This is a genomic window from Pseudomonas idahonensis, assembly GCF_037903935.1.
Lineage (GTDB): Bacteria > Pseudomonadota > Gammaproteobacteria > Pseudomonadales > Pseudomonadaceae > Aquipseudomonas > Aquipseudomonas danubii.
The window spans coordinates 4,329,011-4,354,691 of sequence record NZ_CP149586.1 but is presented as its reverse complement, the minus strand read 5'-3'; the positions used below and the strand labels follow the sequence as shown (position 1 = coordinate 4,354,691).

27 protein-coding genes are annotated in these 25,681 nt (G+C 64.5%); 13 read left to right on the top strand and 14 right to left on the bottom strand.

Annotated features, from left to right (window positions below):
- Positions 1 to 80: 80 nt before the first annotated feature.
- The 3 genes from WIN67_RS19605 to WIN67_RS19595 all read right to left on the bottom strand — a co-directional run bounded on the left by WIN67_RS19605 (position 81) and on the right by WIN67_RS19595 (position 3,060).
- Positions 81 to 764 carry a hypothetical protein gene (locus WIN67_RS19605; protein WP_339069903.1) on the bottom strand — a complete coding sequence of 228 codons (684 nt, stop codon included), beginning with the start codon at positions 762 to 764 and terminating at the stop codon, positions 81 to 83.
- Between the two features lie 164 nt (positions 765 to 928).
- Positions 929 to 1,957, bottom strand: a complete 1,029-nt coding sequence (locus WIN67_RS19600) for a hypothetical protein (RefSeq protein WP_339069902.1) — start codon at positions 1,955 to 1,957, stop codon at positions 929 to 931.
- Between the two features lie 104 nt (positions 1,958 to 2,061).
- Positions 2,062 to 3,060 (bottom strand): bile acid:sodium symporter family protein, encoded by a 999-nt coding sequence (locus tag WIN67_RS19595; RefSeq protein ID WP_339069901.1) that lies wholly within the window; start codon positions 3,058 to 3,060, stop codon positions 2,062 to 2,064.
- An 85-nt stretch (positions 3,061 to 3,145) separates the two neighbouring features.
- Between WIN67_RS19595 and WIN67_RS19590 the strand changes: the two genes are divergently transcribed.
- Entirely contained in the window at positions 3,146 to 3,943 is a 798-nt protein-coding gene (locus WIN67_RS19590) for an AraC family transcriptional regulator (RefSeq protein ID WP_110596085.1), read from the top strand.
- A gap of 153 nt (positions 3,944 to 4,096) precedes the next feature.
- Here WIN67_RS19590 and WIN67_RS19585 read toward each other — a convergent pair whose 3' ends face one another.
- Genes WIN67_RS19585 through WIN67_RS19570 form a run of 4 tightly spaced genes read right to left on the bottom strand, consistent with a single transcriptional unit; the run spans position 4,097 to position 8,698 of the window.
- Positions 4,097 to 4,549: a response regulator gene (locus WIN67_RS19585; protein ID WP_102881737.1), complete on the bottom strand. Its 453-nt coding sequence runs from the start codon at positions 4,547 to 4,549 to the stop codon at positions 4,097 to 4,099.
- Entirely contained in the window at positions 4,546 to 6,873 is a 2,328-nt protein-coding gene (locus tag WIN67_RS19580) for an ATP-binding protein (RefSeq protein WP_339069900.1), read from the bottom strand. The genes WIN67_RS19585 and WIN67_RS19580 overlap by 4 nt, the downstream gene beginning before the upstream one ends.
- Entirely contained in the window at positions 6,870 to 7,538 is a 669-nt protein-coding gene (locus WIN67_RS19575; protein WP_102881735.1) for a response regulator, read from the bottom strand. Before WIN67_RS19575 ends, WIN67_RS19580 begins: the two co-directional genes overlap by 4 nt.
- Entirely contained in the window at positions 7,535 to 8,698 is a 1,164-nt protein-coding gene (locus WIN67_RS19570) for a sensor histidine kinase (protein ID WP_102881734.1), read from the bottom strand. The genes WIN67_RS19575 and WIN67_RS19570 overlap by 4 nt, the downstream gene beginning before the upstream one ends.
- A 172-nt stretch (positions 8,699 to 8,870) precedes the next feature.
- Here WIN67_RS19570 and WIN67_RS19565 point away from each other — a divergent pair, with 172 nt between their 5' ends.
- Positions 8,871 to 9,389, top strand: a complete 519-nt coding sequence (locus WIN67_RS19565; RefSeq protein ID WP_102881733.1) for an SgcJ/EcaC family oxidoreductase — start codon at positions 8,871 to 8,873, stop codon at positions 9,387 to 9,389.
- Between the two features lie 57 nt (positions 9,390 to 9,446).
- On the opposite strand, the gene WIN67_RS19560 is transcribed toward WIN67_RS19565, so the two are convergent.
- On the bottom strand, positions 9,447 to 10,448 hold the full coding sequence (locus tag WIN67_RS19560; protein ID WP_102881732.1) for an AraC family transcriptional regulator: 1,002 nt from the start codon (positions 10,446 to 10,448) through the stop codon (positions 9,447 to 9,449).
- A 248-nt stretch (positions 10,449 to 10,696) separates the two neighbouring features.
- Here WIN67_RS19560 and WIN67_RS19555 point away from each other — a divergent pair, with 248 nt between their 5' ends.
- Positions 10,697 to 11,470: an EAL domain-containing protein gene (locus tag WIN67_RS19555; RefSeq protein ID WP_102881731.1), complete on the top strand. Its 774-nt coding sequence runs from the start codon at positions 10,697 to 10,699 to the stop codon at positions 11,468 to 11,470.
- Between the two features lie 42 nt (positions 11,471 to 11,512).
- Here WIN67_RS19555 and WIN67_RS19550 read toward each other — a convergent pair whose 3' ends face one another.
- The 3 genes from WIN67_RS19550 to WIN67_RS19540 form a co-directional block, all read right to left on the bottom strand.
- Positions 11,513 to 11,902, bottom strand: a complete 390-nt coding sequence (locus WIN67_RS19550; protein WP_339069899.1) for a YceK/YidQ family lipoprotein — start codon at positions 11,900 to 11,902, stop codon at positions 11,513 to 11,515.
- A gap of 63 nt (positions 11,903 to 11,965) precedes the next feature.
- Positions 11,966 to 12,286 carry a YceK/YidQ family lipoprotein gene (locus WIN67_RS19545; RefSeq protein ID WP_110596082.1) on the bottom strand — a complete coding sequence of 107 codons (321 nt, stop codon included), beginning with the start codon at positions 12,284 to 12,286 and terminating at the stop codon, positions 11,966 to 11,968.
- Between the two features lie 57 nt (positions 12,287 to 12,343).
- Positions 12,344 to 12,880 carry a DinB family protein gene (locus WIN67_RS19540; RefSeq protein WP_110596081.1) on the bottom strand — a complete coding sequence of 179 codons (537 nt, stop codon included), beginning with the start codon at positions 12,878 to 12,880 and terminating at the stop codon, positions 12,344 to 12,346.
- A gap of 247 nt (positions 12,881 to 13,127) precedes the next feature.
- Between WIN67_RS19540 and WIN67_RS19535 the strand changes: the two genes are divergently transcribed.
- The 7 genes from WIN67_RS19535 (at position 13,128) to WIN67_RS19505 (ending at position 21,737) form a co-directional block, all read left to right on the top strand.
- Complete coding sequence (locus WIN67_RS19535; protein ID WP_272753803.1) at positions 13,128 to 14,402, top strand: cystathionine gamma-synthase family protein; 1,275 nt, start codon at positions 13,128 to 13,130, stop codon at positions 14,400 to 14,402.
- Between the two features lie 152 nt (positions 14,403 to 14,554).
- A complete protein-coding gene (locus WIN67_RS19530; RefSeq protein WP_102864785.1) occupies positions 14,555 to 15,991 on the top strand; it encodes an amino acid permease in 1,437 nt (478 codons plus the stop codon).
- A gap of 41 nt (positions 15,992 to 16,032) precedes the next feature.
- Positions 16,033 to 16,923, top strand: coding sequence for a LysR substrate-binding domain-containing protein (locus tag WIN67_RS19525; RefSeq protein WP_110652790.1), 891 nt, complete (start codon positions 16,033 to 16,035; stop codon positions 16,921 to 16,923).
- A gap of 16 nt (positions 16,924 to 16,939) precedes the next feature.
- Entirely contained in the window at positions 16,940 to 18,316 is a 1,377-nt protein-coding gene (gene thrC, locus WIN67_RS19520) for a threonine synthase (RefSeq protein ID WP_339069898.1), read from the top strand.
- 22 nt (positions 18,317 to 18,338) lie between these two features.
- On the top strand, positions 18,339 to 18,776 hold the full coding sequence (locus WIN67_RS19515; RefSeq protein ID WP_102881724.1) for an Lrp/AsnC family transcriptional regulator: 438 nt from the start codon (positions 18,339 to 18,341) through the stop codon (positions 18,774 to 18,776).
- 500 nt (positions 18,777 to 19,276) lie between these two features.
- On the top strand, positions 19,277 to 20,320 hold the full coding sequence (locus WIN67_RS19510; RefSeq protein WP_102881723.1) for a homoserine dehydrogenase: 1,044 nt from the start codon (positions 19,277 to 19,279) through the stop codon (positions 20,318 to 20,320).
- A 10-nt stretch (positions 20,321 to 20,330) separates the two neighbouring features.
- Positions 20,331 to 21,737 carry an aldehyde dehydrogenase family protein gene (locus tag WIN67_RS19505; protein WP_339069897.1) on the top strand — a complete coding sequence of 469 codons (1,407 nt, stop codon included), beginning with the start codon at positions 20,331 to 20,333 and terminating at the stop codon, positions 21,735 to 21,737.
- 111 nt (positions 21,738 to 21,848) lie between these two features.
- Here WIN67_RS19505 and WIN67_RS19500 read toward each other — a convergent pair whose 3' ends face one another.
- A complete protein-coding gene (locus WIN67_RS19500) occupies positions 21,849 to 22,064 on the bottom strand; it encodes a hypothetical protein (RefSeq protein WP_060844058.1) in 216 nt (71 codons plus the stop codon).
- Between the two features lie 186 nt (positions 22,065 to 22,250).
- Between WIN67_RS19500 and ykgO the strand changes: the two genes are divergently transcribed.
- Positions 22,251 to 22,400, top strand: coding sequence for a type B 50S ribosomal protein L36 (gene ykgO, locus WIN67_RS19495; protein ID WP_011062095.1), 150 nt, complete (start codon positions 22,251 to 22,253; stop codon positions 22,398 to 22,400).
- A 69-nt stretch (positions 22,401 to 22,469) separates the two neighbouring features.
- On the opposite strand, the gene pseH is transcribed toward ykgO, so the two are convergent.
- Positions 22,470 to 23,018 carry a UDP-4-amino-4,6-dideoxy-N-acetyl-beta-L-altrosamine N-acetyltransferase gene (pseH, locus tag WIN67_RS19490; RefSeq protein ID WP_339069896.1) on the bottom strand — a complete coding sequence of 183 codons (549 nt, stop codon included), beginning with the start codon at positions 23,016 to 23,018 and terminating at the stop codon, positions 22,470 to 22,472.
- Positions 23,019 to 23,147: 129 nt separating this feature from the next.
- Between pseH and WIN67_RS19485 the strand changes: the two genes are divergently transcribed.
- Both WIN67_RS19485 and WIN67_RS19480 read left to right on the top strand, forming a co-directional pair.
- Positions 23,148 to 24,032, top strand: coding sequence for a LysR family transcriptional regulator (locus WIN67_RS19485; protein ID WP_102881718.1), 885 nt, complete (start codon positions 23,148 to 23,150; stop codon positions 24,030 to 24,032).
- Between the two features lie 185 nt (positions 24,033 to 24,217).
- Positions 24,218 to 25,054: a bifunctional allantoicase/(S)-ureidoglycine aminohydrolase gene (locus tag WIN67_RS19480; protein WP_102881717.1), complete on the top strand. Its 837-nt coding sequence runs from the start codon at positions 24,218 to 24,220 to the stop codon at positions 25,052 to 25,054.
- Between the two features lie 278 nt (positions 25,055 to 25,332).
- Here WIN67_RS19480 and WIN67_RS19475 read toward each other — a convergent pair whose 3' ends face one another.
- Positions 25,333 to 25,593 carry a hypothetical protein gene (locus WIN67_RS19475; protein WP_102881716.1) on the bottom strand — a complete coding sequence of 87 codons (261 nt, stop codon included), beginning with the start codon at positions 25,591 to 25,593 and terminating at the stop codon, positions 25,333 to 25,335.
- Positions 25,594 to 25,681 lie beyond the last annotated feature (88 nt).

Genomic DNA, 25,681 nt, shown 5'->3' with positions numbered 1-25,681 from the left:
CGTTAGCACAGCCGCGAAGCACTGATGCGCTCCACGGCGGTGTGGGTAAACCGCAGCGGTTTGGGCTCTGCAGGCAAGCCTCAGGCCTTGCACCGGACCAGTGCCAGATACACCCCCGAGCCTTTCCCAGGTTCGATGTAATTCGCGCTGTCCAGATTGGTTATCTGGGTCGGTTTCATCTCCAGTTCCAGCTCCGGTGCGTCGGCGTACCACTCGTTGTTGTCGTTCAGGCCATTCTCGAAAGCGTCGAGAAACGCCTGGCAACTGTCGAACTTGCCATAGCTGTAGTTGCCTTGCTGGTCACTGTAGAAGCGTGAGTAGCTCAGCAGCACGATGCCCCAGCGCTCGATGCGCTCATCGGGACTGGTGCGGGGTATCTGCTTGACCAGGTCCTTGCGGATTTCCCAGATCTTGTAATAGGCGTTCTTGTTGTTGTGCACCACCTTGAACTCGATGGCGGTCGAGGCCTTTTCGCCGTAGCTGTCCTCGACCCAGATATCCACCTTGCGCCGCTCGGCGGCGATCAGCCAGCGCGGGACGTTGCAGCGAGGAACGCTGATGTGGCTGGGGCGGTAGTCGTCGCGTTCATCCAACTGGCCGCCGAGGCCGAAATGCTCGCGATTGATGTCCAGCAATGCCGCCGATTCCAGGCTCAGCCACAGTTCCGGAGCGACGCTGACAACAATCGATTTGAGAATGCGCTGGCGTTCTTCCTGTTGCAGGTGCGTCAGCAGCAGTTCGGTAAAGCGGGGAACAAAGGACATGGGATCTCCTTATCAGGTCAGAATAGTTGGAACGGTCAGATTAATGCCCATCTGTAGGAGCGAGCTTGCTCGCGATGCTTTCCAAAGCGCCGCCTATCCCCTGCCAGTGCGCGTTATCGTTGAGGTTCTTGGCGAGCAAGCTCGCTCCTACGAGAGGGCGGCGTTCAGTACGGGCCGCGGGGTTCAGGGATGCCCAGTTGCTGTTGTCGGGCTTCGAGCTGTTTATCCACGGCGCGTTTGCCACTGAGCAGCTTGAGGTGCTGGACGCTGGTCGGTAGCTGGCTGTCGATCAGTGTCAGCAGATCCATCTGTGGGGCCTTGATGATGCGCAGGTCAGCGATGTTCGAGGTGTTCAGGCCGCTGAGTTCCCCCAGGCTCTTGAGGTTGATCAGGCTCAGCTTGTGCAGCCGCGCCAGTCCGGCGAGATCCAGCTGGCGCAGTTGCGCCTGGTCCTCGATCTTCAGCACCTCAAGCTGTGGAAAGCCATCCAGTTGCAGTTGGTGGAGGCCGCGCACCCGCAGGATCTCCAGATCCGTGACCTGGGGGTTGTGCAACTCCGGCATGCTCTCGCGGCTGCCGAAACTCAGCGCCAGGCGGCGCAGCCCGGCCATGCCGGCCACCATGCCCAGGGTGGTCTTGGCCGGCAGGCGATGCAGGCTCAGGTGCCTGATGCTCGGGCACTGGCTCAGCACATCCAGCTGATGGCTCTGCACGCTGATGCTCAGGCTGTGCAACTCGGGCATCCAGCCAAGCGGCGCCAGTTCAATCGCCGGGCCCTTGTCCAGGGACAGCCAAAGGCTGTGCAGTTGCTCCAGGTTGGGCAGGCTGAGCAGTTCAGGCAGGTCGGCGCTGATCACCTGCAGGGCAAACTCCCGAAGCAGGGGCAGGCGGCCGATGGCCTCGTAGTGATCCAGGGTGTCGAGGCAGTCCAGGCTCAGGGACTGCACATGGGGCAGGGCCAGCAACACCCGGGCATCAAACGCACTGCCCGGGTAATGGCTATAGAAACGCACGGTGAGGCGTTCACCGAAACGGGCGCAGAGCGTGTCGAGCTGACTCAGCAGTTCGCCGTCGTACTGTTCGGCCTTGGCGAACTGGACGATGACCTGGGCCTGGTCATCGGCCTCCAGGCGGACGCTAACCTGCAGTTCCAGGTCGGCCTGGCTGGGGGCTTGAATTCGATGGGGAAACATCAGCGGTCCTTGATGATTTTCGCCGCGGCATCATGCCATTGCGCACGCTTCATCGCCATCTGCGCGCAGGCCCGGCAAGCTGCCGGGCCGCCTTGCAGGAAAGGTTACGGGTCGACCTGGCCCATCAGCTCGGCCACCGATTCCGGACGCTTGGCGTAGCGCTGGGCCAGCACCGCGCAGACCATCAGCTGGATCTGGTGGAACAGCATCAAGGGCAGAATCAGTACGCCCATGGTGCTGCCGGCGAACAGCACCTGGGCCATGGGCACGCCGGTGGCCAGGCTCTTTTTCGAACCGCAGAAGAGGATGGTGATGCGGTCTTCCTGGTCGAAGCCGAACAGCTTGCCGAGAAAGCTCGAGGCCAGCAGCACCAGGGCCAGGAGGATGCAGCAGGCCACCAGCAGCCCGCCCAGTTCCCACAGCGGGATCTGCTGCCAGATGCCTTCGTTCACCGCCTCGCTGAAGGCGCCGTAGACCACCAGCAGGATCGAGCCCTGGTCGACGAAGCGCAGCCAGTTCTTGTTGCGCCCGACCCAGGCACCGATCCAGCGCCGGGCAATCTGCCCGGCGATAAAGGGCAGCAGCAACTGCACGCTGATCTTGACGATGGCATCCAGGGTCGAGCCGCTGTCGCCGTGCACGTTCAGCAGCAGGGTCACCAAGAGCGGGGTGAGGAAGATCCCGAACAAGCTCGACGCGGCGGCGCTGCAGATGGCCGCCGGGATATTGCCCCGGGCCAGGGAGGTGAAGGCGATGGCCGATTGCACCGTGGCCGGCAGGGCGCACAGATACAGCATGCCCAGGTACAGGTCGTTGCCCACCAGCGGCGACAGCAGCGGCTTGAGCGCCAGCCCCAGCAGCGGGAAGAGCACGAAGGTCAGGCTGAACACCAGCAGGTGCAGGCGCCAGTGGCCGGCTCCGGCGATGATCGCCTCGCGCGACAGCTTGGCGCCGTGGAGGAAGAACAGCAGGCCGATGGCGAGGTTGGTCAGCCAGCCGAAGCCGACCGCCACCTGGCCGCTGGCGGGCAGGAAGCTGGCCAGCAGCACCACGCCGATCAGGGTCAGGGTGAAGTTGTCGGGCAAAAGACGCGAGCGAGTCATAGCGGGATCATCCGGGGGTTGCCAAGTGCGGTGGGGCGACTCTAACGTGGCTGGAATTTACCGACTAACGCCAAGGAGCCCATTAATGCCGCCTAAAGGACATGAGAAAATCGTCCGCCGCAGTATTCCCGGGCTGCCGAGTCTGCCGCGACCGGTGTACGGGCGCACCGAATCCTTGCCCAACCGCGCCTTGACCCGGCGCCACAGCCACCCCTGGGTGCAGTTGTCCTACGCGATTGCCGGGGTGCTGGAGATCCAGACCAGCGCCGGGCGCTTTGTCGCACCGCCGCAGCGCGCGGTATGGATTCCCGCCGGGGTGCCGCACCGGGTGTTCAGCTCGCCGCGCACCGAGATGCGCAGCCTGTACCTCGATTGCAGCGTTACCACCTGGGCGGCGCCAGACAGCTGCCAGGTGCTGGCGGTCAGCAGCCTGCTGCGGGAGCTGATCCGCGCCTTCAGCGAATTGCCGGTGGAGTATGTCGAGGACAGCGCCGACGGGCGCCTGGCCCAGGTGCTGCTGGACCAGCTGGCCGCCGCGCCGCAACTGGACCTGATGCTGCCGCTGCCCCTGGACCCGCGCTTGCGGGCGATCTACCGCAGCTTGCAGGCGCACCCGGAGCAGCCGACCACCCTGGGGCAATGGAGCCAGAAGCTCGGGGTCACGGAGAAGACCCTCAGCCGCCTGTTTCTCAAGGACACCGGGCTGACCTTCCGTGCCTGGCGCCAGCGTCTGCGCCTGCTCGGCGCGCTGACCCCGCTGGAGCAGGGCGAGCGGGTCACCGATGTGGCCCTGGCCTGTGGCTATGACTCGACCTCGGCGTTTATCGCCGCGTTTCGCCAGCAGTTCGACGCCACCCCCGGCGAGTTCTTCCGCGACCTCTGAAACCCCGCGATTCCTGTAGCCGCTGCCGCAGGCTGCGAACGGTCGCGAAGCGGCCGCTGCGTTATATCAGCAAGCCGGTTTGGGTCTGCTGCGCAGCCCATCGCAGCCTGCGGCAGCGGCTACAGGGTGCCACGATGCGGCAGGTGCGGCAGCTCAGGCCCTGGATGGGCGCAGCAGTTCGATGCGCTCCGGCGGCACCAGGGTGCGCAAGGTCTTGTACAGGGCCCGGGTTTCCAGCAGGTTCCAGATCCGCAGCAGGGTCTCCAAGGCATCCAGCGGCTTGCTGATGAAGTCCCGGGCGCCCAGGGCCAGGGCCCGCAGGCGGGTGTCGCGGGTGGCATCGGCGGTGAGCACCAGAATGGGCAGGTAGTCGTTGGCCGGAATCCGTCGGTTCAGTTGCTCCAACACCGCAAAGCCGTCGAACTCGGGCATGTGCAGATCGAGAATCACCAGGTCCGGTTCGAAGCTGTTGAACAGTTCCAGGGTGCGCAGCGGCTGGGTGCTGCTCAGGACGTTGTGCAACCCTTCACGGGCCAGCAGTTGTTCCATCAGGTCGAGGTTGGGACGTTGGTCGTCGACGATCAGGATGCGCATATCGGCAGTCATACGGGCTCCGCTAGGCAGGCTTGGAGGTGGGCAAGGAACGCCGGTACATGGATCGGCTTGGTGAGGATCGCCGTCGCCCCGGCTTCTCGCAGGGTGCGCTGGGTCAGCTCGCTGGCGTCGGCGGTAATCATCAGGATCGGTGTGCTGGCGGTGATGGCGGAGGCTCGCAGGCGTTGCAGCACTTCCAGGCCCTGCAGGTCCGGCAGGTTGACGTCCAGCAGGATCATCTGCGGTGCGTGCTGGCGGGCCAGATCCAGGCCCATCTGCCCCTGCATGCTCGACAGCAACTGAATCCCCGGCCGGCGCTGCAGCAGGGTTTCGATCAGCGCCAGGCTTTGCAGGTTGTCTTCGATGCAGAGGATCTTGCCCTGGTGCCGGGCCGGCGCCTGGGGCGTCGGCAGGCTCAGTGCCGGAGCGGCAAAAGGCGTTGCGGCGGGGGCATCGGGCAGGCGCACGAAGGGCAGCTCCAGGCTGAAGCGACAACCGCTGCCCAGGGTGCTCTGCACGCTGAGGTCGCCGTCCATCATTTCCAGCAGGCTCTTGCTCAGGGCCAGGCCCAGGCCGGTGCCTTCGACCTTGGGGTCGGCATCCAGGCGTTCGAACGGCTTGAACAGGCGCTCCAGGTGATCGGGGGCAATGCCACCGCCGGTGTCGATGACGCTGATACGCAGGCGCGGTCCGTTGATCGCCACCTCGATGCTCACCTGGCCGGCGCTGCGGTTGTACTTGATGGCATTGGACAGCAGGTTGAGCAGCACCTGGATCAGCCGCTGGCGGTCGGCGATCACTCCGCTGTCCACCGGCAGTTCCGGCAGTGGTGCCAGGTGAATGCCGGCGTCGGCGGCCATCGGCGACACCAGGGTCAGGGCTTCATGCAGCACCGCCGCCAGGGGCATGGGCTCGACGTTCAGCGGCAGGCGCCCGGCTTCAATGCGAGCGATGTCCAGCACCTCGTTGATCAGCGCCAGCAGGTGCTGGCCGGCCCGCAGGATATGCCCGACCTGGGGCCGCTGGCCGGCGCTGGAATCCATGTCCAGCAGTTGCGCGAAACCGAGGATGGCATTGAGCGGGGTGCGCAGTTCGTGGCTCATGCGCGAGAGGAACTCGCTCTTGGCGCGGCTGGCGCTTTCGGCTTCTTCGCGGGCGGTGCCCAGGGCGATTTCCGCGGCGCGGCGGTCGGTGATGTCCCGGGTGATCTTGGAAAACCCCCGCAGGGCACCGCTGGCGTCGTATTGCGCGGTGATCACCACGCTGGCCCAGAAGCGGCTGCCGTCCTTGCGGCAGCGCCAGCCTTCTTCCATGTAGTGGCCGTGGGCGGTGGCTTCGCGCAGGGCCATGTCCGGGTGCTGCGGGCATTCTTCCGGCAGGTAGAACAGGGAGAAATGGCGGCCGATGATTTCCTGGTCGCGGTAGCCCTTGATCCGTTCGGCGCCGAAGTTCCAGGTGGTGACCATGCCGGCGGTGTCCAGGGCGAAGATCCCGTAGTCCTTGACCCCGTCGATGATCAGGCGCAGGCGTTCTTCGTTGTCGCGCAGGGCACGCTCGCGTTCGGCCAGCAACTGCCCGGCCTCCACCAGGCGCGTACCCAGCTGGCCGATTTCATCCAGTTCCGGGGCTTGCGGCAGCAGGGGCTGACCCAGGGCCAGGCGCTGGGCGTTGCCCTGGACCTGCTGCACCCGAGTGACGATGCCCCGGGACAGCAGCAGCACCGCAACGATGGCGCCAAACAGCCCGCAACCGGCGGCCAGCAGGGTGGCGAACAGCAGGCGCATGCGGGTTGCCGCCGCGGCCGCGGTGCGTTCGGCCAGCAGCGCGTCCTCGTGGATGCGCATGGCGCTGATCTGTTCACGCAGCACGTCCAGCACCTGTTTGTTGTCGATGAGGATCGCGGTCACGGTGGCGCTGTCGTCGCGGCTGCCGTTGCGCAGGGCCACCAGGCCTTCGAGCTTGGTCTGGATCAACGGGGTGATGGTGTGCAGGTACTCGCGCATGCGCGTGTCGCGCACGTTGCGGTCCAGGCGTTGCAAGGCGGCTTCGATCTGCGGGCGGGCCTGGAGGTAGGCGGGCAGGAAGTCCTCGCTGCGGGTCAGCAGGTAACCGCGCACGCTGGCCGCGGCCTCGGCCAGCAGGGTGTGCACGGTCTGGATGTCGCCCTGCACCAGCAGCACCCGGCGCACGTCTTCTTCGGCGCGGGCGGTCTGGCGTTCGGCGCTGTAGATCAGCACCAGCGACAGCAGCAGGATGACCAGGGGCAGGGAGATCACCACCAGCGCCTTGCCCCGCAGCGGCAGGTCGGCCCAGCGCCGGGCGCTGCGCAGGTTCATGGCCACTGCCCGCTGGGCTGGGTCACCAGCCCCAGGGCGATGCCGCGCACAGCCGCCTGGGTGCGGTCGGAGGCGCCGAGCTTGCCGATCACCCGCTCGACGTGGGCCTTGGCGGTGCCGGTGGTGATGCCGAGCTTTTCGCCAATCTCGCGGTTGCTGAAGCCGCCGGCCACCAGCCCCAGCACCTGGCGCTCGCGGGCGGTCAGGGCCTGGACCTGGGGCGCCTGGCCGTTGCCGCGTTCGGTCATGCGCCGCAGCAGGCGCGCGCTGACCGCGCTGTTGAGGGCTTCCTCGCCCTGGGCCACCCGTTGCAGGGCGCCGATCACTTCGTCGCGGCTGGCGTCCTTGAGCAGGTAGCCCACGGCGCCGGCGGTCATGGCCGCTTCCAGGTGATCGGGGCTGTCGTCCATGGTGAAGATCACCACCTTGACCTCGGGCTGGCGCTGCTGCAGAAGGCGCGCGGCCCCCAGGCCATTGAGCCGCGGCATGCGGATGTCGAGGATGGCGATGTCCGGGCGCAGTTGCTCGCACAGGGCCAGGGCTTCTTCACCGTCCCTGGCCTGGCCCACCACTTCGAACTCCGGATTGCCCGCCAGCAGGGCGACGAAACCGGTGCGGGTCACTTCATGATCATCCGCCAGGACCAGGCGTATCAGCGTACTCATAGCGCTGGCTCCAAGGGCTGGACGGGAACCCGGGCCAGTAGCCGGGTGCCATTGCCGGGCCGGCTGTCGCAGCTGAAGTAGCCGCCCAGCAGATGGGCGCGTTCGTGCATGGCGACCTGACCCAACTGTTCGGCCACCGGGGCCGGCGAGCTGATGAAGCCGCAACCGTCGTCGCTGACCCCGAGCAGCGCCTGGCCGTCCTCCAGGGCCAGGCTCAGGTGCACCTGTGAGGCCCGGGCGTGTTTGAGGACATTGTTGATGGCTTCCTGGGCGATGCGGAACAGGGCGATTTCCACCGCGTCGGGCAGGCGCTGCGGTGCGCGCTGGCCCCAGTACACCAGCAGACCGGCGTCGCGCAGGCGGTCGGCCTCGCGGTCGATGGCCCGCAGCAGGCCGAAGTCGTCGAGCACGTGAGGGCGCAAGCCGCCGATCAACTGCCGGCCTTCGCCAACACAGCCCTGGGCCAGTTGCAGGATGGTCTGCAGGTCCTGCTGCAGCTCTGCGGACAGCGGCGGACAGCGCCCGGCGAAGCCCTGCAGGCGCTGATGGAGTCCGGCCAGGGTTTGCGCCAGGCCGTCGTGCAGGTCATAGGCGACCCGCTTGCGTTCGTCTTCCTGGGCGCTGAACAGGCGCTGCACCAGTTCCGACATGCTGCGCTCCCGGGCTTGCAGGTCGCGCAGCAGGCGCTGGTTTTCCAGGTGCGCGGCCAGCAGGGTGGCCAGCAGTTGCAGGGATTCCAGGTCTTCGCTGTCCGGGGGGCTGATGGGCACGCTGTTGGCCAGCAGCAGGGCGCCGAAGGCCCGGCCGTCGGCGCGGTGCAAGAGCACGCGCAGCACGGCGCTGTCCGGGGTCGGCGGCGGCTCCGGCCACTGCGGGTGATCGGCCAGGGCGCGCAGGCCTTGCAGGCGCTCTTCATGACCCTGGGCGGCGCGGGTGTGGATCACACCGTCTTCGGCCCATTCCAGCAGCAGCCCGTGGTCCATGGCGGCAAAGGCACAGGCCCGTTGCACCACCCGCTGGCGCATCTGCTCGGGGGGCAGTTGCAGCAGCTCCTGGCCGGTGTCCACCAGCAGTCGCAGGCGCGCGGCGCGGCTCTGGGACTGTCGATACTGGCTGCGCAGGGCCAGGGCGCTGGCGGGGTCGAAGGATGGGGTGGACATGGCGGGGCTCCAGTGTGGCGGCGCTGCTGTTGAACAAAAGCGGGCATTAGACCCGCTGCTGCACGTCACGCCTATCTGCCAAATGGCATAGGCCAAAAGCTCCAGTTGGCCGATGGCGCGGGCGACGGCGATGGGCAAAGTGTGGCTCATTGAAACCCACTGGAGAAATCGTATGAAACTGAAAACCACTGCCCTGGCCCTGTTTTTTGCCTTCACCGCTCCATTGGCGGTGGCCGCCGAGGTCAAGCCCTATGTCTATAGCGCCGTTGCCGAGCAGCCGCAAGCGGCCCAGGACCGCGAGATCGCCGGCCTGTTCGATCGCTGGAACAGCGCCTTGCAGACCGGCAACCCGCAGTCGGTGGTGAGCCTGTATGCACCGAACGCGGTCTTGCAGCCGACCGTGTCGAACCAGGTGCGCAGCACTCACGCACAGATCCAGGACTACTTCGAGCACTTCCTGGCGTCCAAGCCGGTGGGGCAGATCAACTACCGTGAAATCCGTCACCTGGGCCCCGATGCCGCCCTGGACAGCGGCGTCTACACCTTCACCCTGACCGATGCGTCGGGCAAGGCCGAGAAGGTCCAGGCGCGCTACACCTTCCTGTACGAGCGCATCGATGGCCAGTGGAAGATCCTCAACCATCACTCCTCGGCGATGCCGCAAGTCCAGCCGCAGCTGGCCGCTCACTGATCCACCTTGCGTTCCCTTCACGCCGAGCTTTCGCTCGGCGTTGTCGTTTCCCGCGGCTCACTGCTCGCGGTAGCGCCCCGGGGTCATGCCGAACCAGCGCAGGCAGGCCTTGTGAAAACTGCTCTGGTCGCGAAAGCCCAATAGCGCGCCGATGTACTTGACGCTGCGCATGGAGTTGCGCAGGAAGCTGTGGGCCAGCATCAAGCGGGCTTCGTCCAGCAAGGCGGAGAAATGCACGTCTTCATGGCCCAGGCGGCGTTGCAGGCTGCGGGTGCTGACCCCGACGATCTGGGCAATGTTCGGCAGGTCGCTCGGCGCGCCCTGGGCCAGGCGTTCGGACAGCGCTCGGCGGACCCGGGCGGTCATCGAACCGTTGTGCAGCAGGTTGAGGCGATTGCGCGCGTACTCCAGGTGCAGCACATCCAGGGCCGGGTCGGCGGTGGGCAGGGCAATGGCGCAATCCTGGCTGCTGAAGGACAGGCTGTTGTAGGGCGCGCAAAACTGCAGGTTGTCTCCCAGCAGCTGGCGCAGTGACCCGGTGTCCAGCGGCTCCTCGTAGGTGAAGGTGGCCGCCAGGGGCCGCAGTTTGTGCTGCGGCAACAGCCAGTGCAGCAGGCCCAGGGTCTGGGCCGCGCCGGCGTCGATAAAGGCCCGGGGCATCATCGAGGGTTCGCTGGCCACGTCGAAGCCGATCAGGGTCAGCATCTGCGGTTTGCGTTCCAGGCACATGCAGAAGCCGTTGCTGATCAGCGCGTGGTAATCCACCAGGCGTTGCAGCGCGATGCCCAGGGTGGCGCAGGACATCACCGCATAGCCCAATGCCTCCAGGTTGGCCGGATGGGCCTTGCTGTAGGCCAGCAGGCCCAGGTCCGGCTTGCCGGTGCGGCGCACGGCTTCCTGTATCACCTGATAGACCAGTTCCAGCCTCACGCCCTTGGGGTTTTCATACACATCCCGCAGGCTGCTGCCCAATTGCTTGAGCAAGGTTTCGACGTGGGCGCCGCCCTCATTCATGACATCGGCAAGCACCCGAAAGCTGGCGCTGGTCATTCTATGCATAGGTCTTCCTGGACTGATGGCTAAGTGATATCGGAGAGGCCATTGGCATGATTGCAATAAACACGGGGCCACAGACGATTCGGCAGTGCCGCGCGTTTCCGAGGACAAGCGAAAGGTATCCAGGAACACTTCCTCAAGGCCTGTGCCAGGGTCGATCATGCTCGGCCAGGGCCCTTGGGAAGGGTGACGGCCAGCGCGTCGCATCCGGTTCGCCGCGAGGGTGCCGTTGTCTTGCCCGGGGAGTTGTCATGCAAAGCGTCAGAGACTTTTATCGTGAACTGGCCCAGGGCCGCCTGATGCTGGCGTTCCAGCCGGTGGTGTGGCTGCCCGACAGCAGCCGGGTGCTGTACCACGAAGGCTTGCTGCGCCACATCGATGCCCAGGGCGGCGAAGTCTATCCTCTGGCGCTGCTGGAAAAACACCAACTGATGCGCGAGCTCGATCACAGCGTGGTGCGCTGCGTGATCGAGGCGCTGCACCGTGATGAACGCCTGCGCCTGGGCTGCAACATTTCCGCCCAGAGCGCGATCATCGACGGCTTCTGGTTGCCGATTCTGCAGGTGCTGCGCGACTCACCTTCAGTGGCCGCGCGACTGGTGATCGAGATCACCGAAAGCGCCACGCCGCCGAGCATCGAGGCGGCCAGCGAATTCGTCCTGTGCCTGCGCGAAATGGGCTGCCGGGTGGCCATCGACGATTTCGGCGCGGGCCTGGGCACCCTGGAGTTCATTCGCCAGACCCGGCCGGACATCGTCAAGATCGACAAGGGCTACATCCAGCGTGCCCGTGGCGAACTCAACAGCGCCCAGACCCTCAGCCACCTGGTGCAGCTGTGCAAGACCCTGGCGCCGTGCGTGATCATCGAAGGGGTGGAGACGGGCAGCGACCAGAACCTGGCCACCGCCTGTGGTGGCGAGTGGGGGCAGGGCTATCTGTTCGGTCGCCCGCAGGTGGATCGGCTGGGGCGGCGCTGCTGCCTGGAGCAGCGCAGGGCAGCGCTGTGCGCGTCGGATCAGGCGTAGCCCGGTTGCGCCAAGACACGGCGCATGCCCGCCTGAAGGGGGTCAGTCAGCCTGCGGGGTGATGGGCGGGGTGTGGGCCGTTGGGTCTTGCACCTCGGCACTGATGGGCAATGCCGGCAGGTCTTCCTCGGGAATCTCCTTCTTCTTCACGTGCCTGTTGCGCTTGGGCCGTTCCGGCTGGAACGCGTCGTAGGGCAGCAGCACGGTGTCGAGCGCCGCATCCAGGGGCAGGCTGGCGATCATCAGGATCGGGCACACCACCGTCACCCAGCAGCCGCCGGTGATCATGCGTGCGTAGCCCATGTCATAGCCGGTGAGCACTTGGGCGTTGGTCTTGACGCTACGGTAGTAGCGGTCGTCGCGAAAATCCAGGGCATTGCCGCGAGTCATGTAGGTGCCGCAGCCGGACAGCAGCAGGGTGTTGAGCAACAACAGGTAATGGAGGATTCGGATGGTCGGGCTTCCACGCAGGGGCGAAACAGGGTCGGGCGCGAATCAGTGATTCATCGCGTCATAGGGCAGCAGCGCGGTGTCGGCCACGGCATCCACCGGCAGGCTGACGATGGCCACCACCGGGCAGACGATGCTGACCCAGCAGAAGACCGTGGCGTAGCCGTCATAGCCACTGGAGCCACGCATGGTCAGCAGCTCGATATTGGCCTGGGTGCCTTTGTAGTAGTCGTAGCCGCTATGGGCGTTGGGCGTGCGGGCGATCAGGGTGCCGCAGCCCGTCAGGGATATTGCGGATAACAGAAGTACAGCGTTGAGGGCTTTGATGATGCCATTCCTTAGCGAGCAGATTTTTGCCGCGCGCATCGTCGCAGAAGCCTGGGGCACACGCTAGATAGGCTCGAATAAATAATCGGCGCCCGATCAGAGCGCTGATGGAATCAACAGCAGCAGATCGGTATCGCCGATGTCCACGCCGGCTTGGGTCAGCAGTGTGCTGGCCTGGCCCCGGTGATGGGTCTGGTGATTGAAAAAATGCACCAGCAGGGCATACACATTGCGCTCGGCGACCACGCCCCGGGTGTTGGTGTAATGCAGGCTGCTGTCCAGGTCGGCGTCGCTCAGGGACTGGCTGAAATCCAGGATCAACTGGTCCAGCCATTGGCGCTGCTGCCAGAGCCCGTCGAGGTTTGGGAACAGCAGGGTCTTGAGGTCCTGGGGCAGGGCCACCTGCTGCAGTGGGGCCAGCGCCGGATGCTGCGTCGGGTGTTGGGCAAAGCGCTTGAGCCAGATGGTGTCACCGGCCAGCAGGTGATTGAGGGTGCCGAGGATCGAGCCGAAAAACGCCTGGCGGTCGAGGACGATCTGTCCCTCGGGCAGGCTCATGGCGGCGTTGTACAGCTTGGCGTTCATCCATTGGTTGTAGCGGGCCATCAGGCCCAGGTGCTCGGTGCGGTTCATGGCCGTTCCTGGTGGTGGTGTGGGGCGCTCGATCAGGCGGTCGTCAGCTTCGCAAGGTGCATGGCCGGCGCGCAAGGGCGGCTTGAAAATCTCCGTGCGATGGGCGTTTTCCCGGCCGACGAGGCATTAAAAAAACCGCCCCTTTGGCCCCGATAACATCGTTTCTCGGGGCTTGGGCTTTTCTCTATATTGGCCACCAGATCCAGCGCGGCAACAGGCCGCGCGCCCTCTATGGTGAGCCGTTGCAATGAATAAAAAACCTGAACGCACAGGGCTGGAAAATCCCGGGACCGCCACTCGAGTGGTCTGGGGCGGGGAGCAGATCCGTCATCCCTACAACGCCACGCAAACGCCGATTGTCGCCAGTGCCGCCTATGGCTACGACGACATCGACCAGTGGTATGACGTGGCCCTGGGCAAGGCCCCGGGCTTTATCTACAGCCGCATGAGCAACCCCACGGTAGAGACCCTGGAAGCCAAGCTGCGGGACCTGGAAAACGCCGAGTCGGCGGTGGCCTTCAGCAGCGGCATGGCAGCCATCAGCGGCGTGCTCTACAGCTTCCTGCGCCACGGCCAGCGGGTGGTGTCGACCAAGGACAGCTACGGCGGCACCAACAAGATCTTCGAGGAATTTCTGCCGCGCATGGGCGTGGCCGTGACCCTCTGCGAAACCTTCGACCAGCAGCAGATCGAAGCCGAGATCGCCCAGGGTTGCGACCTGCTGTACCTGGAGACCCCGACCAACCCGACCCTGAAGATCGTCGACATCCAGCGTCTGGTGAGTGCGGCGAAGAAGGTCGGCGCCCTGGTGGTAGCGGACAACACCTTTGCCACGCCGCTGAACCAGAACCCCCTGGCCCTGGGCGTGGATGTGGTGATCCACAGCGCCACCAAGTTCCTCAGCGGTCACGGCGACGTGCTCGGTGGCGTGGCCTGCGGCAGCGAAGCGCTGATGAGCCAGGTGCGCCATTACCGGGAAATCAACGGCGCCAGCCTCGATCCGTTCTCGGCCTACCTGATCATCCGCGGGATCAAGACCCTGGCCCTGCGCATGCGTCAGCAACAGCACAGCGCGGCGCAACTGGCGCAGTTCCTGCTCAACGAGCCGCTGGTGGAAGCGGTGAACTACCCAGGGTTGCCCAGCCACCCGAACCACGCCGTGGCCTGTGCGCAGATGCGCGGTTTCGGCGCCATCGTCAGTTTTGTCCTGGTGGGCGGCATGGACAGCGTCAAGCTGCTGTTGCCGCGCCTGCGCTACGCCCACTGCGCCGGCAACCTGGGGGCGGTGGAAACCATCTACGGCCCGGCGCGCACCACCAGCCATGTGGAGAACACCCTGGAAGAGCGCCAGGCCCTGGGCATTTCCGAAGGCCTGGTGCGGATCTCGGTGGGCATCGAAGACACCGACGACCTGCTGGCCGACCTGCAACAGGCCTTCGCCTGGCTGCGCCAATCCCTCAAGCACAACCCGGCGCCCGGCGCCGTCCCTTCCCTGAATACCCGGGCCGAGGTCGCCCACTGAAAGAGCGCGCAACACCCCCACAGCAAGGCAGCCCGTGGGGGCTTCATGAAGAGGAATAACAATAAAAACCTGGTGGCATCCGATTTGTTTTCTGCCCATTTCCACAGTCGCAGAAATTGAGACTTGCCCTGACAACTTTCATGAGAACCATCATGTCCCTACAAGAACAACAGACCGACTTGCGCGGCGGCTTCAAGCAAGAAATGCAGACCCGACACATCGTCATGCTCGCCCTCGGCGGGGTGATCGGCACCGGGCTGTTCCTCACTTCCGGCTACACGGTGAACCAGGCCGGCCCGCTGGGTGCGGTGATCGCCTACATCATCGGCGCGCTGATGGTGTACATGGTGATGATGTGCCTCGGCGAGCTGGCGGTGCAGATGCCCGAGACCGGCTCCTTCAGCACTTACGCCACGCGCTTTCTCGGCCCTGGCACCGGCTACACCGTAGCCTGGCTGTACTGGCTGACCTGGACCGTGGCCATCGGCTCGGAATTCACCGCCGCCGGTATCCTCATGACCCGCTGGTTTCCCGACACCCCGGTGTGGATCTGGAGCGCGCTGTTCGCCCTGGTGGTGTTTTTGTCCAACGTGGTCTCGGTGCGGCTGTTCGCCGAGACCGAGTTCTGGCTGTCGCTGGTCAAGGTGATCACCGTGCTGGTGTTCCTGGTGGTGGGTGGCGGGGCAATCCTGGGCCTGTTGAACATCGATCAGGCCCACAGCATCGGCTTGAGCAACTTCACCCGCGAGGGGCTGTTCCCCACCGGCTTCATGCCGATTGCCATGACTCTGCTGGCGGTGTCCTTCGCCTTCTCCGGCACTGAGCTGATCGGCATTGCCGCCGGTGAAACCCGCGACCCGCAACGCAATGTGCCACGGGCGATCCGCACCACGGTGCTGCGCCTGGCGATCTTCTTCGTCGGCACCATCTTCGTCCTCGCCACCCTGTTGCCCCGGGAGCAGGCCGGTTTGGTGGAAAGTCCGTTCGTCACGGTGTTCACCTACATCGGCATTCCGTACTCGGCGGACATCATGAACTTCGTGATCATCAGCGCGCTGCTGTCCGCCGCCAACTCCGGGCTGTACGCCGCCTCGCGGATGCTCTGGACCCTGAGCGACCAGGGCCACCTGCCCAAGCAGTTCTCGGCCCTGACCCGCATGGGCACGCCGCTCAACGCGATCATCGTGAGCATGGCCGGCGGTGCGGCCTCGTTGCTCAGCAGTGTGTTCGCCCCGGACACCATCTACCTGGCCCTGGTGTCGATTTCCGGGCTGGCGGTGGTGGTGGTGTGGATGAGCATCGCCGCCAGCCAGATCGCTTTTCGCCGTCACTACGTGGCCAATGGCGGTGATGTGCGCGAGCTTAAGTTCCGTGTCCGCGGCTACCCCTGGGTGCCGCTGGGGGCCTTGTTCTGCTGCGCCCTGGCCTGTGTCGGCATCGGCTTCGACCCCGAGCAGCGGGTGGCCCTGTACTTCGGTGTGCCCTTCATCGCCTGGTGCTACTTCGTGTATTACATTACCCGCAGTAGCCGCCAGCGGCGCCTGGCCCTGGCACCTCTGGCACGCTCGTCCGATGCCCTTCAGGGCTGAAGAACGGGAGCGGTCTCCAGGGTGTCCATGAGAGTCAGGCCATGAAGCAGAAAAGCTTGCCCCCGCTGAACTGGCTGCGCGCCTTCGAAGTGTCCGCCCGCTGCCTGAACTTCACCCACGCCGCCGAGGAACTGTTCCTCACCCAGGGTGCGGTGAGCCAGCAGATCCGCCAACTGGAAAGCCACCTCGGGGTAGCGCTGTTCAAGCGCCTGCCCCGGGGCCTGGACCTGACCGAGGAAGGGCGCTCCTACCTGCCGGTGGTGCAGGACGCCATCACCCGGCTGGCGGTGGGCACCAACGAGATCTTCGGCCAGCACCAGCACCGGCCGATCAAGGTGCGCGGCAGCCTGGCGTTCTTCGTCCACTGGCTGGCGCCCAAGCTGGTGACCTTCCAGCAGGCCCAGCCCCAGGTGGACCTGCGCTACATCAGCAATATCTGGGTCAAGGAACTGGACGGCGAGGACGACATGGAGATCCGCTGGGGCCGCGGCCACTGGCCGGGGCTGGTGGCCCAGCGCCTGACCTGGGACAGCCTGTTCCCGGTCTGCGCCCCGGCCTTGCTGGCGCGCTTGCCGCTGCAGGTGCCGGACGATCTGGCCCGGCATCAACTGCTGCATGTACTGGGCTATGAGGAGGGCTGGGGCTACTGGCTCAAGCGCGCTGGCGCCAGTGGCGTGGACTCGTCCCGGGGCATGCAGTTCGACACCCTGATCTCGACCCTGCGTATGGCCGAACTGGGCCAGGGCGTGGCCCTGGCCCGTTCCTCGATGGTTGCTGAAATGCTGGCCGACGGGCGTCTGGTGGAGCCTTTCGAGCAGCGTATCGAGGCCAGCGAATCCTTTTATCTGGTGCGCGGCGCTGACGCCGAGCAACACCCCGATGCGCTGAAGTTTTCCACCTGGCTGGTGGAGCAGGCCCATCGCTACAAATGACTGGCCGGAGCCAAGCATGCGTTATGTGAGTACCCGCAGTGCCACCGAGCAGGTGGATTTTGCAACCGTGGTCCTGTCTGGCGTGGCTGCCGATGGCGGGCTTTATGTGCCGCAGCAACTGCCGAGTTTCAGCCCCCAGGAAATCGCCAACTGGTCGACCCTGGATTACCCCGAACTGGCCTTTCGCGTGCTCAGTCCCTTTGTCGGCGACAGCCTGCCCGAGGCCGACTTCAAGCATCTGCTTGGCCAGGCCTACAGCGGTTTTGGCCATCGCGCGGTGGCGCCGCTGCGCCAGATCGATCGCAACGAATGGCTGCTGGAGCTGTTTCATGGCCCCAGCGGTTCGGCCAAGGACTTTGCCGCACGCCTGCAGGCCCAACTGGTGGGCTACTTTCTCCAGCGCCGGCAGCGCGCCGGGGTGCTGGTGGGAGCCACCAATGGCGACACCGGGCTGGCGGCCATCGAGGCCTTCAAGGACTGCCCGCAGACGCGAGTGCTGGTGTTCTATCCGCAGCACGGCGTGCCGGAACAGCAAGGGCGGCAGTTGCAGGCGGCGCACCACCCGGGCCTGTGGCGCTTCGCCGTGGAGGGCAGCTTCGATGATTGCCAGACCCTGGTCAGCCGCTTGCTGCGCCAGTGGCCGTTGGCCGAGCACGAGGTGATCGGCTTCAACTCCAGCAACTGGGTCGGGGTCATGGCCCAGCTGGTGCTGTACTTCCATGCCGTGCTGCAACTGGGCGGGGGCCAGCGGCCCATCGGCTTCAGCGTACCGGCGGCCAGTTTCGCCGAGGTCTATGCCGGCTACATCGTGCAGAAAATGGGCCTGCCCATCACCCAGATGATCGTGGCCACCAACCGCAATGACGCCCTGCACCAACTGTTCCTGAAGAACCAGTATTTCCGGGGGCAGGCCAGCCAGAGTCTGTCGCCGGCCATGGACCTGTCGCTGTTCGCCAACCTGGAGCGCCTGGTCTGGGAACTGTATGGCCAGGACCCGCAGGCGGTGGCGGCGCTGATGCAGGGCTTCGAGGACAGCGGCGAGATGACCCTGGACAACGAGGCCTGGCTGCAGGCGCGGATGATCATCGACTCCTATTCGGTCAGTGATGAAGAGACCGGCAAGGAGATCGTCAGCCTGTACCGGGACACCGGCTACGTCATTGATCCCCATGCCGCCACCGGCGTCCTGGCGGCGCGCCTGTACCGCCGCAGCCTGGTGGCACCGATGGTCACCCTGGGGGAGATTGCACCGGCCAAGTCGGCGCGCCTGCTGAGTTCGCTGGGCCTCCCCGGGTTGCCGCAGGAGCCGGTGGCACCGCCTTCGACGCTGCAGTGGCAGACGCTGGCCGCGGATGACTTTGGCGCGCTGCTGCACTGCCTGGAGTCCTGGTGATGGGCCGGTGCAAGGTGAGCCCATGAAGCGGATTCTTGATCCTCTGGACGAGCGCATCCTGGCCGAACTGACCCTCAATGCCCGGGCCGCCCACGCCGAGCTGGCGGCCAAGGTCAACCTGTCGCGCAATGCCGTGCGCCAGCGCATCGAACGCCTGGAGCGCGACGGCGCGATCCAGGGCTACACCATTCGCCTGGGCGAGGGGCGCGGGGCGGAGACCCGGATCAATGCGCTGATCTTTGTCTACCGCTACGACCGCATGCGCGGCGCCGAGGTATTGCAGGCCTTGCGGGCGATGCCGGAGATCGTCCAGTGCGAAGTGCTCAGCGGCGAGTTCGATGTACTGGTGCGGGTCAGCGCCGCCAGTGCGGAGCGGGTGCACCGGGTGTGGAATGACATCGCCGCCTTGCCTGGGGTGGAAAATACCGTGACGTCCTTTGTTTTGTCCTCTGTGGCCTGAGCGCAGAGCCGGATCTTCTGGCCTCCTGTAGCCGCTGGCGCAGCCTGCGAAAAGGCCCGAAGGGGCTTCAGCGTTGGTGGGCTCGCTGCGGGCCCAAGGCCTGTTCGCAGCCTTCGGCAGAGGCTACACGATCTATAGCCCCAGCAATCCCTGTAGCCGCTGCCGAGCCTTAGGCGAGGCTGCGAAAAGGGTCGAAGGACCTTCCTGCGCCGTCAATCAGCATGTTGCGATGAATGGAACCCTGTGTGTTGTCCTGATGGGCCGCACCGCCAGGTTTGGCGTCTCCTGCGGAGCCGATCGCAGCCTTCGGCAGCGGCTACAGGGGCAGCCTTGGTTGCGGGTTTTGCGTAGCCAGCGCCCGTGAGCGCAGCCTTCGGCAGCTGTCACGGGCGCTGGGCAAAATGCTCAGTAAATACAGCAAAACGGCATATTTCACTGCCCGGGCCAGCCCCCTAACCTTGTGTCCATCAGCTTCTCAACCCGGATGGAACACAACAAAAATGACTGAATACAACATCGCCCTGGTGGGCTTCGGCGGGGTCAATCGGGCCCTGGCGCAATTGATTGCCGAGCGCAATCAGGCATGGAAAAAACAGCTGGGTTTCAGTTTGAAAATCGTTGGTGTCAGCGATCTGTTCCTCGGCTCTATCGTTGCTCCCCAGGGACTGGACGCCGGCTTGCTGAGCCAGCTGCCAGCGACCAAAGGCGCTTTGGCGCAACTGCCCGGCGGCCAGGTGGAGGCGCTCAACGAGCAGGTGATCAAGGACTCTGGCGCCGACATCATTGCCGAGGCCACTTTCACCAATCCGGTGGACGGCGAGCCGGCCACGACTTTCTGCCGCTGGGCCCTGGAGCAGGGCAAGCATGTGGTGACCACCAACAAGGGGCCGATTGCCCTGCACGGCGCCGAGCTCAAGGCTTTGGCCCAGCGTAATCAGGCGGCCTTCGAATACGAGGGCGCGGTGATGAGCGGCACTCCGGTGATCCGTCTGGCCCAGCAGTCCCTGGCCGGCAGTGAGCTGCTGGGTTTCGAGGGCATTCTCAACGGCACCTCGAATTTCGTTCTGACCCGCATGGAAGGCGGACTGGGCTTTGCCGAGGCGGTGGCCGAGGCTCAGGCCCTGGGGTATGCCGAGGCTGATCCGACGGCGGATGTCGAAGGCTTTGATGTGCGCTTGAAGGTGGTGATCCTGGCCAACGAGCTGCTCGGTGCACAGTTGACCGTCAGCGATGTCAGCTGCCGGGGCATCTCCGGCCTGACGGCGGCGGACCTGGAGCAGGCTCGGGCCGAGGGTGCGCGCTGGAAGCTGATCGGTTCGGCCCAACGCCTGGCCGATGGTTCGCTGCAGGCCAGCGTCGAGCCGCGGTTGTTGCCGCTGGCCCATCCACTGGCGGGTATTTCCGGGGCGATCAACGCGGTGTCGTTCAACACCGAACTGCTGGGTGCGGTGACGGTGTCCGGGCCGGGCGCCGGGCGTATCGAGACCGCCTTTGCCTTGCTCTCGGACATCATCCACATCCACCAGTCGCGCTCGAGCCGCTAGGAGCCTGCCCATGAATCTGTCACGCCTGGCGCCGGTCGCCGATTCGATTGACGTCTGCAGCCCTTTCGATGGCCGCGTCATTGGTGCGGTGCCACGCTTTGAGGCCGGTGCCGTGCCGTACCTGTTGCAGCAGGCCCGCGAGGGCGTAAAGGACTGCGCTGCGCTGCCGCGTTATCAGCGGGCGAGGATTCTGGAGCGGGCGGCCTTGAACATCGAGCGCGACGCCGAGCATTTTGCCCGGCTGATCGTCGACGAAGCGGGCAAGACCCTGAAGCAGGCGCAGAAGGAGGTCAAACGTTGCGTCAATACCCTCAAGCTGTCGGCGGAAGAGGCCAAGCGCAATGCCGGCGAGGTGCTGCCGTTCGATGCCTATGAAGGCTCGGAAAACCGCCAGGGCTGGTTCTCTCGCGAACCTCTGGGGCTGATTCTGGCGATCACCCCTTACAACGATCCGCTGAACCTGGTGGCGCACAAGCTGGGCCCGGCCATCGCCGGGGGCAACGGGGTGATTCTCAAACCGTCGGAGTTGGCGCCGCTGTCGGCGATCAAGCTGGTGGACTACTTGCGCGATGCCGGGCTGCCGGCTTCGGTGGTGACCCTGGCCACCGGCGGCGCGGAGCTGGGCAAGGCCCTGGTGGCGGCGCGCGAGGTGCGGATGATTTCCTTCACCGGCGGCTTTGTCACCGGTGAGCAGATCGCCCGCAGCGCCGGCCTGAAGAAGCTGGCCATGGACCTGGGGGGCAACGCGCCGGTGATCGTCATGGCCGATTGTGATCTGCAGGCCACGGTACAGAGCTGTGTGTCGGGGGCGTTCTGGGCGGCGGGGCAGAACTGCATCGGCACCCAGCGCCTGCTGGTCCAGGCCTCGATCTATGAGGCGTTTCGCGAGGCCTTTGTGCGCCTGGCCCGGGAGCAGGTCAGTGGCGACCCATTGGCCGACAGCACGGATATCGGGCCGATGATCAGCCTGCAGGCGGCACAGAACGCGCAGAAGGTCGTGGATGAAGCGCTACAGCAGGGCGCTCGGCTGCTCTGCGGGCATCAGCGCCGGGGTTCCTGCTACGCCGCCACGGTGCTGGAGAATGTCGACCATGGCAGTCGCCTGTGGCAGGACGAAGTCTTTGCGCCAGTGGTGGTCTTGCAGCCGTTCGACGATCTGGATCAGGCCATTGCCCTGGCCAACCAGCCCGAATACAGCCTGCATGCGGGGATTTTCACCAACGATCTGCGCACCGCCATGGACGCTGCGCGGCGGATCGAGGCGGGCGGGGTGATGATCAACGATTCGTCCGATTACCGTTTCGATGCCATGCCGTTTGGCGGCTTCAAGTACGGCAGCCTGGGCCGCGAGGGGGTGCGTTTTGCCTATGAGGAAATGACCCAGCCCAAGGTGGTGTGCCTCAACAGTCTGGGCTGAGGCCGATTGCAGCAACACGACAGGTCGTCGGGCACCGGGCAGGTTTGGTCACCTGCCCGGTGTTTTTTGCCTGTGGCCAAGGCACGGCCGTGGCCATCCGGGGGGCGCGGATCAGACGACTTCGTCGATCAATGAGGTTTTTGGCGCCGTGACCGTGACCGGTGGCTGAGGCTGTTCCTTGGCCTTGTCTCTGAGTTTTTCCAGCGCCTCTTTCTGTTCCGCCGTCAGGGGCGGAGGGGTCAGCACCTTGCCCGAGTCAGGCAGCTTGATGCCGGGCTGGGAGCCGCCGGCGGTCAGTGGCGGGAGGGGACGGTTGTTTATTTCCATGTCACTGCATCCTTGAGTGGGGTGAATAAAAGATAACGACCGCTTTGCGCTGATCTTTAGAGCCAATGCTCTAGGCCGCCAGCTGAACCTTCTTTCGAGGGGGGCTTGATTTGATGTTGATAATTATTCTTGTTTGCAAATAAGATATGTTATTACGTTTTGAAATCACCCCAAGGAGCCTCTCCCATGAAAGTCCTGTCCTCCCTCAAAGAAGCCAAGAACCGTCACCGCGACTGCCAGATCGTCAAGCGTCGCGGGCGGATCTACGTGATCTGCAAATCCAACCCTCGCTTCAAGGCGCGCCAGGGCGGGGCGAAAAACCGCAACAAGGGCTGATCCGCCGCTTGCTCCTGTCCAGGACAGGGCGCCCGATACGTGGCAAGCACCGTCGGGCGCCTTGGCGGCTTATCTGCCGAGGCGGGCGATCAGGGGCTCAAGCGTCGGGCGCTTGCTCTGCCACTCAGCTTTGGTGATGCCCAGCAGGACCACGTCCATGCGTTGGCCATCCTTGAGAATGTTCTGGCGTCGCAACCCCTCCTGTTGGAAACCGAATTTCAGGTGCATGTTGATCACCGCAGGGTTGCTGGCCAGTACCTCGCAGTTGAGTTTTTCAAGACCGGCTTCGGTGAAGGCGTAGTCCAGCATCCAGAACTCGATCAGGCTGCCCAGGCCTTTGCCTTGCTGCGTGGCGTCCAGGTAGAACGCCCAGTCGGCGGTTTTCTGTCGGGCATTGATGGCATTCAGCGAAACGATGCCCAGGGCCTGGCCTTTGCCCATGACGACAAACACCGCCTGGGCCGGATTGCCCGGCAAGGAACTCAGCCAGTGCTGGTGTTCCTGTTCACTGATTTCATGGGAGGTGTACATGTACTTGCGCACCTCTTCCTGGTTGCGCAGCGTGCGCACATGGGCCTGAGTGGCGGGATCGGCATCGACTAGCGGGATGAACTGCATCCTGATGTCCTTCTCGGATGGGTGAGCGGTGGTGGCGCATGATGGCATATCCACTGCCATCGCATGGATTTGTCTCCCGGGGCAAGAACCGGTAGAAAGAACCCTCGCATTCAGAAAACAGATACCTGCATGAGCGATATTGAGAAACCCAATAGCCGCCTGTTCGACCTCGACTTGCTGCGCGCCATGGTCACGGTGGCCGATTGCGGCAGCTTCACCACGGCCGCCAGTCGCCTGCACTCGACCCAGTCCACCGTCAGCCAGAAGATTCGCCGCCTGGAAGACATGGCCGGGCATCGACTGCTGGAGCGCGGCAACCGCGACGTGCTGCCCACCGATGCCGGCGAGACCTTGCTGGGCTATGCCCGGCGGCTGTTGGCGCTGAACGACGAGATGCTCGAGGCACTGTCCGGGGCCACGGTGGCGCTGACGGTGCGTATCGGCGTACCGGACGACTTCGCCGCGGGGCGCACCACAGAGCAACTGGCGGCGTTCAACCGGCGCTACCCCCAGGTCAAGCTGGAAGTCACCAGCGGCATGAGCCGCGACCTGAGTGGCAGTTATGACCGTGGCGAACTGGACCTGGTGGTGCTCAAGCAATTGCGCAACAGCCGTGAGGCCGTGGCGTGCTGGCCCGAGAAGACCCGCTGGGTGGACAGTGCGAAAAACCCCTGCATCGACCTCGACCCGTTGCCCATCGTCACCTTCCCGCCTCGCGGGGTGTATCGCGATGAAATGATCAATGCCCTGGAAACCATCGGCCGGCGCTGGCACATCAGTTTCACCAGCTCCAGTCTCAGCGGCCTGCAGTCGGCCATTGCCGATGGCATGGGCATCGGCCTGCTGCCGCTGCGGGCGGTGACGGCGGGGCATGAGGTGCTGCCCAAAAGCATCGGCCTGCCATCGGTGGATGTGTTCGAGGTGGCGCTGCTGCACCGCCCGGCGGCCGATCCCATGGTCAAGGAGCTGGCGCGGGTATTGTCACGGGTGCTGGCCCAGGACACCCGTGGCTGAATCCGCTTGGCATTCGATAAATGAATATGCCGTAGTTCGGTATTTAATTTGTGCATGAAAGCGGCGCTGGATATCGTGGTGGCCAGCAGCGATCCGCGGCATTGCCTGGCGCGTCGCTTCGCAGATTTGTTCACCCCGGCGGCGTTGCGGCACGGGGCAGCAAAACAACAATGAGGAGAGTCTCCATGTCCAAAACCACTTATTACGCGCCCCACGGCGGGCACCCGGCGCAGACCGAAATGCTCACCGACCGCGCCATGTTCACCGAAGCCTATGCGGTGATCCCCAAGGGCGTGATGCGTGACATCGTCACCAGCCACCTGCCGCACTGGGACAACATGCGCATGTGGGTCATCGCCCGTCCGCTGTCGGGTTTCGCCGAAACCTTTTCCCAGTACATCGTGGAAGTGGGCGCCAACGGCGGCAGCGACAAGCCCGAGCAGGACCCCAACGCCGAAGCCGTGCTGTTTGTCGTCGAAGGCGAAGTCAACCTGACCCTGCAAGGCCAGGTGCACGTCCTCAAGCCCGGCGGCTATGCCTTTATCCCACCGGGCGCCGACTGGAAGCTGCGTAATACCAGCGGCACCGAAGCGCGTTTCCACTGGATCCGCAAGCACTACCAGAAAGTCGACGGCGTGCCTTACCCGGACGCGTTCGTCACCAACGAGCAGGACATCGAGCCGCGGGTGATGCCTGACACCGAAGGTCGCTGGAGCACCACCCGTTTCGTCGACATGAGCGACATGCGTCACGACATGCACGTCAACATCGTCAACTTCGAGCCGGGCGGTGTTATTCCCTTTGCCGAAACCCACGTCATGGAGCACGGCCTGTATGTTCTGGAAGGCAAGGCGGTGTATCGCCTGAACCAGGATTGGGTCGAGGTCGAGGCCGGCGACTTCATGTGGCTGCGCGCGTTCTGCCCGCAGGCCTGCTACTCCGGTGGCCCGGGTCGCTTCCGCTACTTGCTGTACAAGGATGTGAACCGCCAGATGCGCCTGACCCTCAACGCACCGCACTGATCCGGTCGCCGGGCAGGGGCGCTCAAGGCCTCTGCAGCGGCGAGGGATGAAAACCGGCGATTATTCGCCGGTTTTTTTTGCTTCGCAGCAAGGCAGGCACCGGATGGTCGCGCCAGGTTGTTTCGCGTCGAGGTTCACTTAGCAATTGATGATTAGCACGGCCTGTCGAACTGAGGGCCGAAAGTGGGCTCGGACAAGTAAAGGGTTATTCAGGGGAGTTGCAACTTATCAACGTTGAGCCAAGGCCGCCGACGGCAGCCTTGGCTGCTGTTAGTGCCTTAGGCAACCGGGTGAATAGTCTCACCGTGGTCTTTCACGGTGCTGCTATCAACTTCGATCTTGCTCGTGGCCTGGACATAGTAAGGCGCCTGGGTGCCGTTTCTTTTCAGGGACAACACAAAGCCACGGTCGTCCGATCGGTCCCAGCTTTCCTGCTTGCCGCTGTCGACTCCAAAGAAGGTGGTGTCGCCGTCGCTGCCCCATTTGTTGATCGAGACTTCAATCTTTTTCGATGATTTGTTGGTAACGGTAATACCCATCTCTATATTCCTTTTAGATTGAGGTTTAGTTGATCTGGCTATTGACTGCTATCCAATACTTACAGTCGTTATGTTGTTCCATACAACC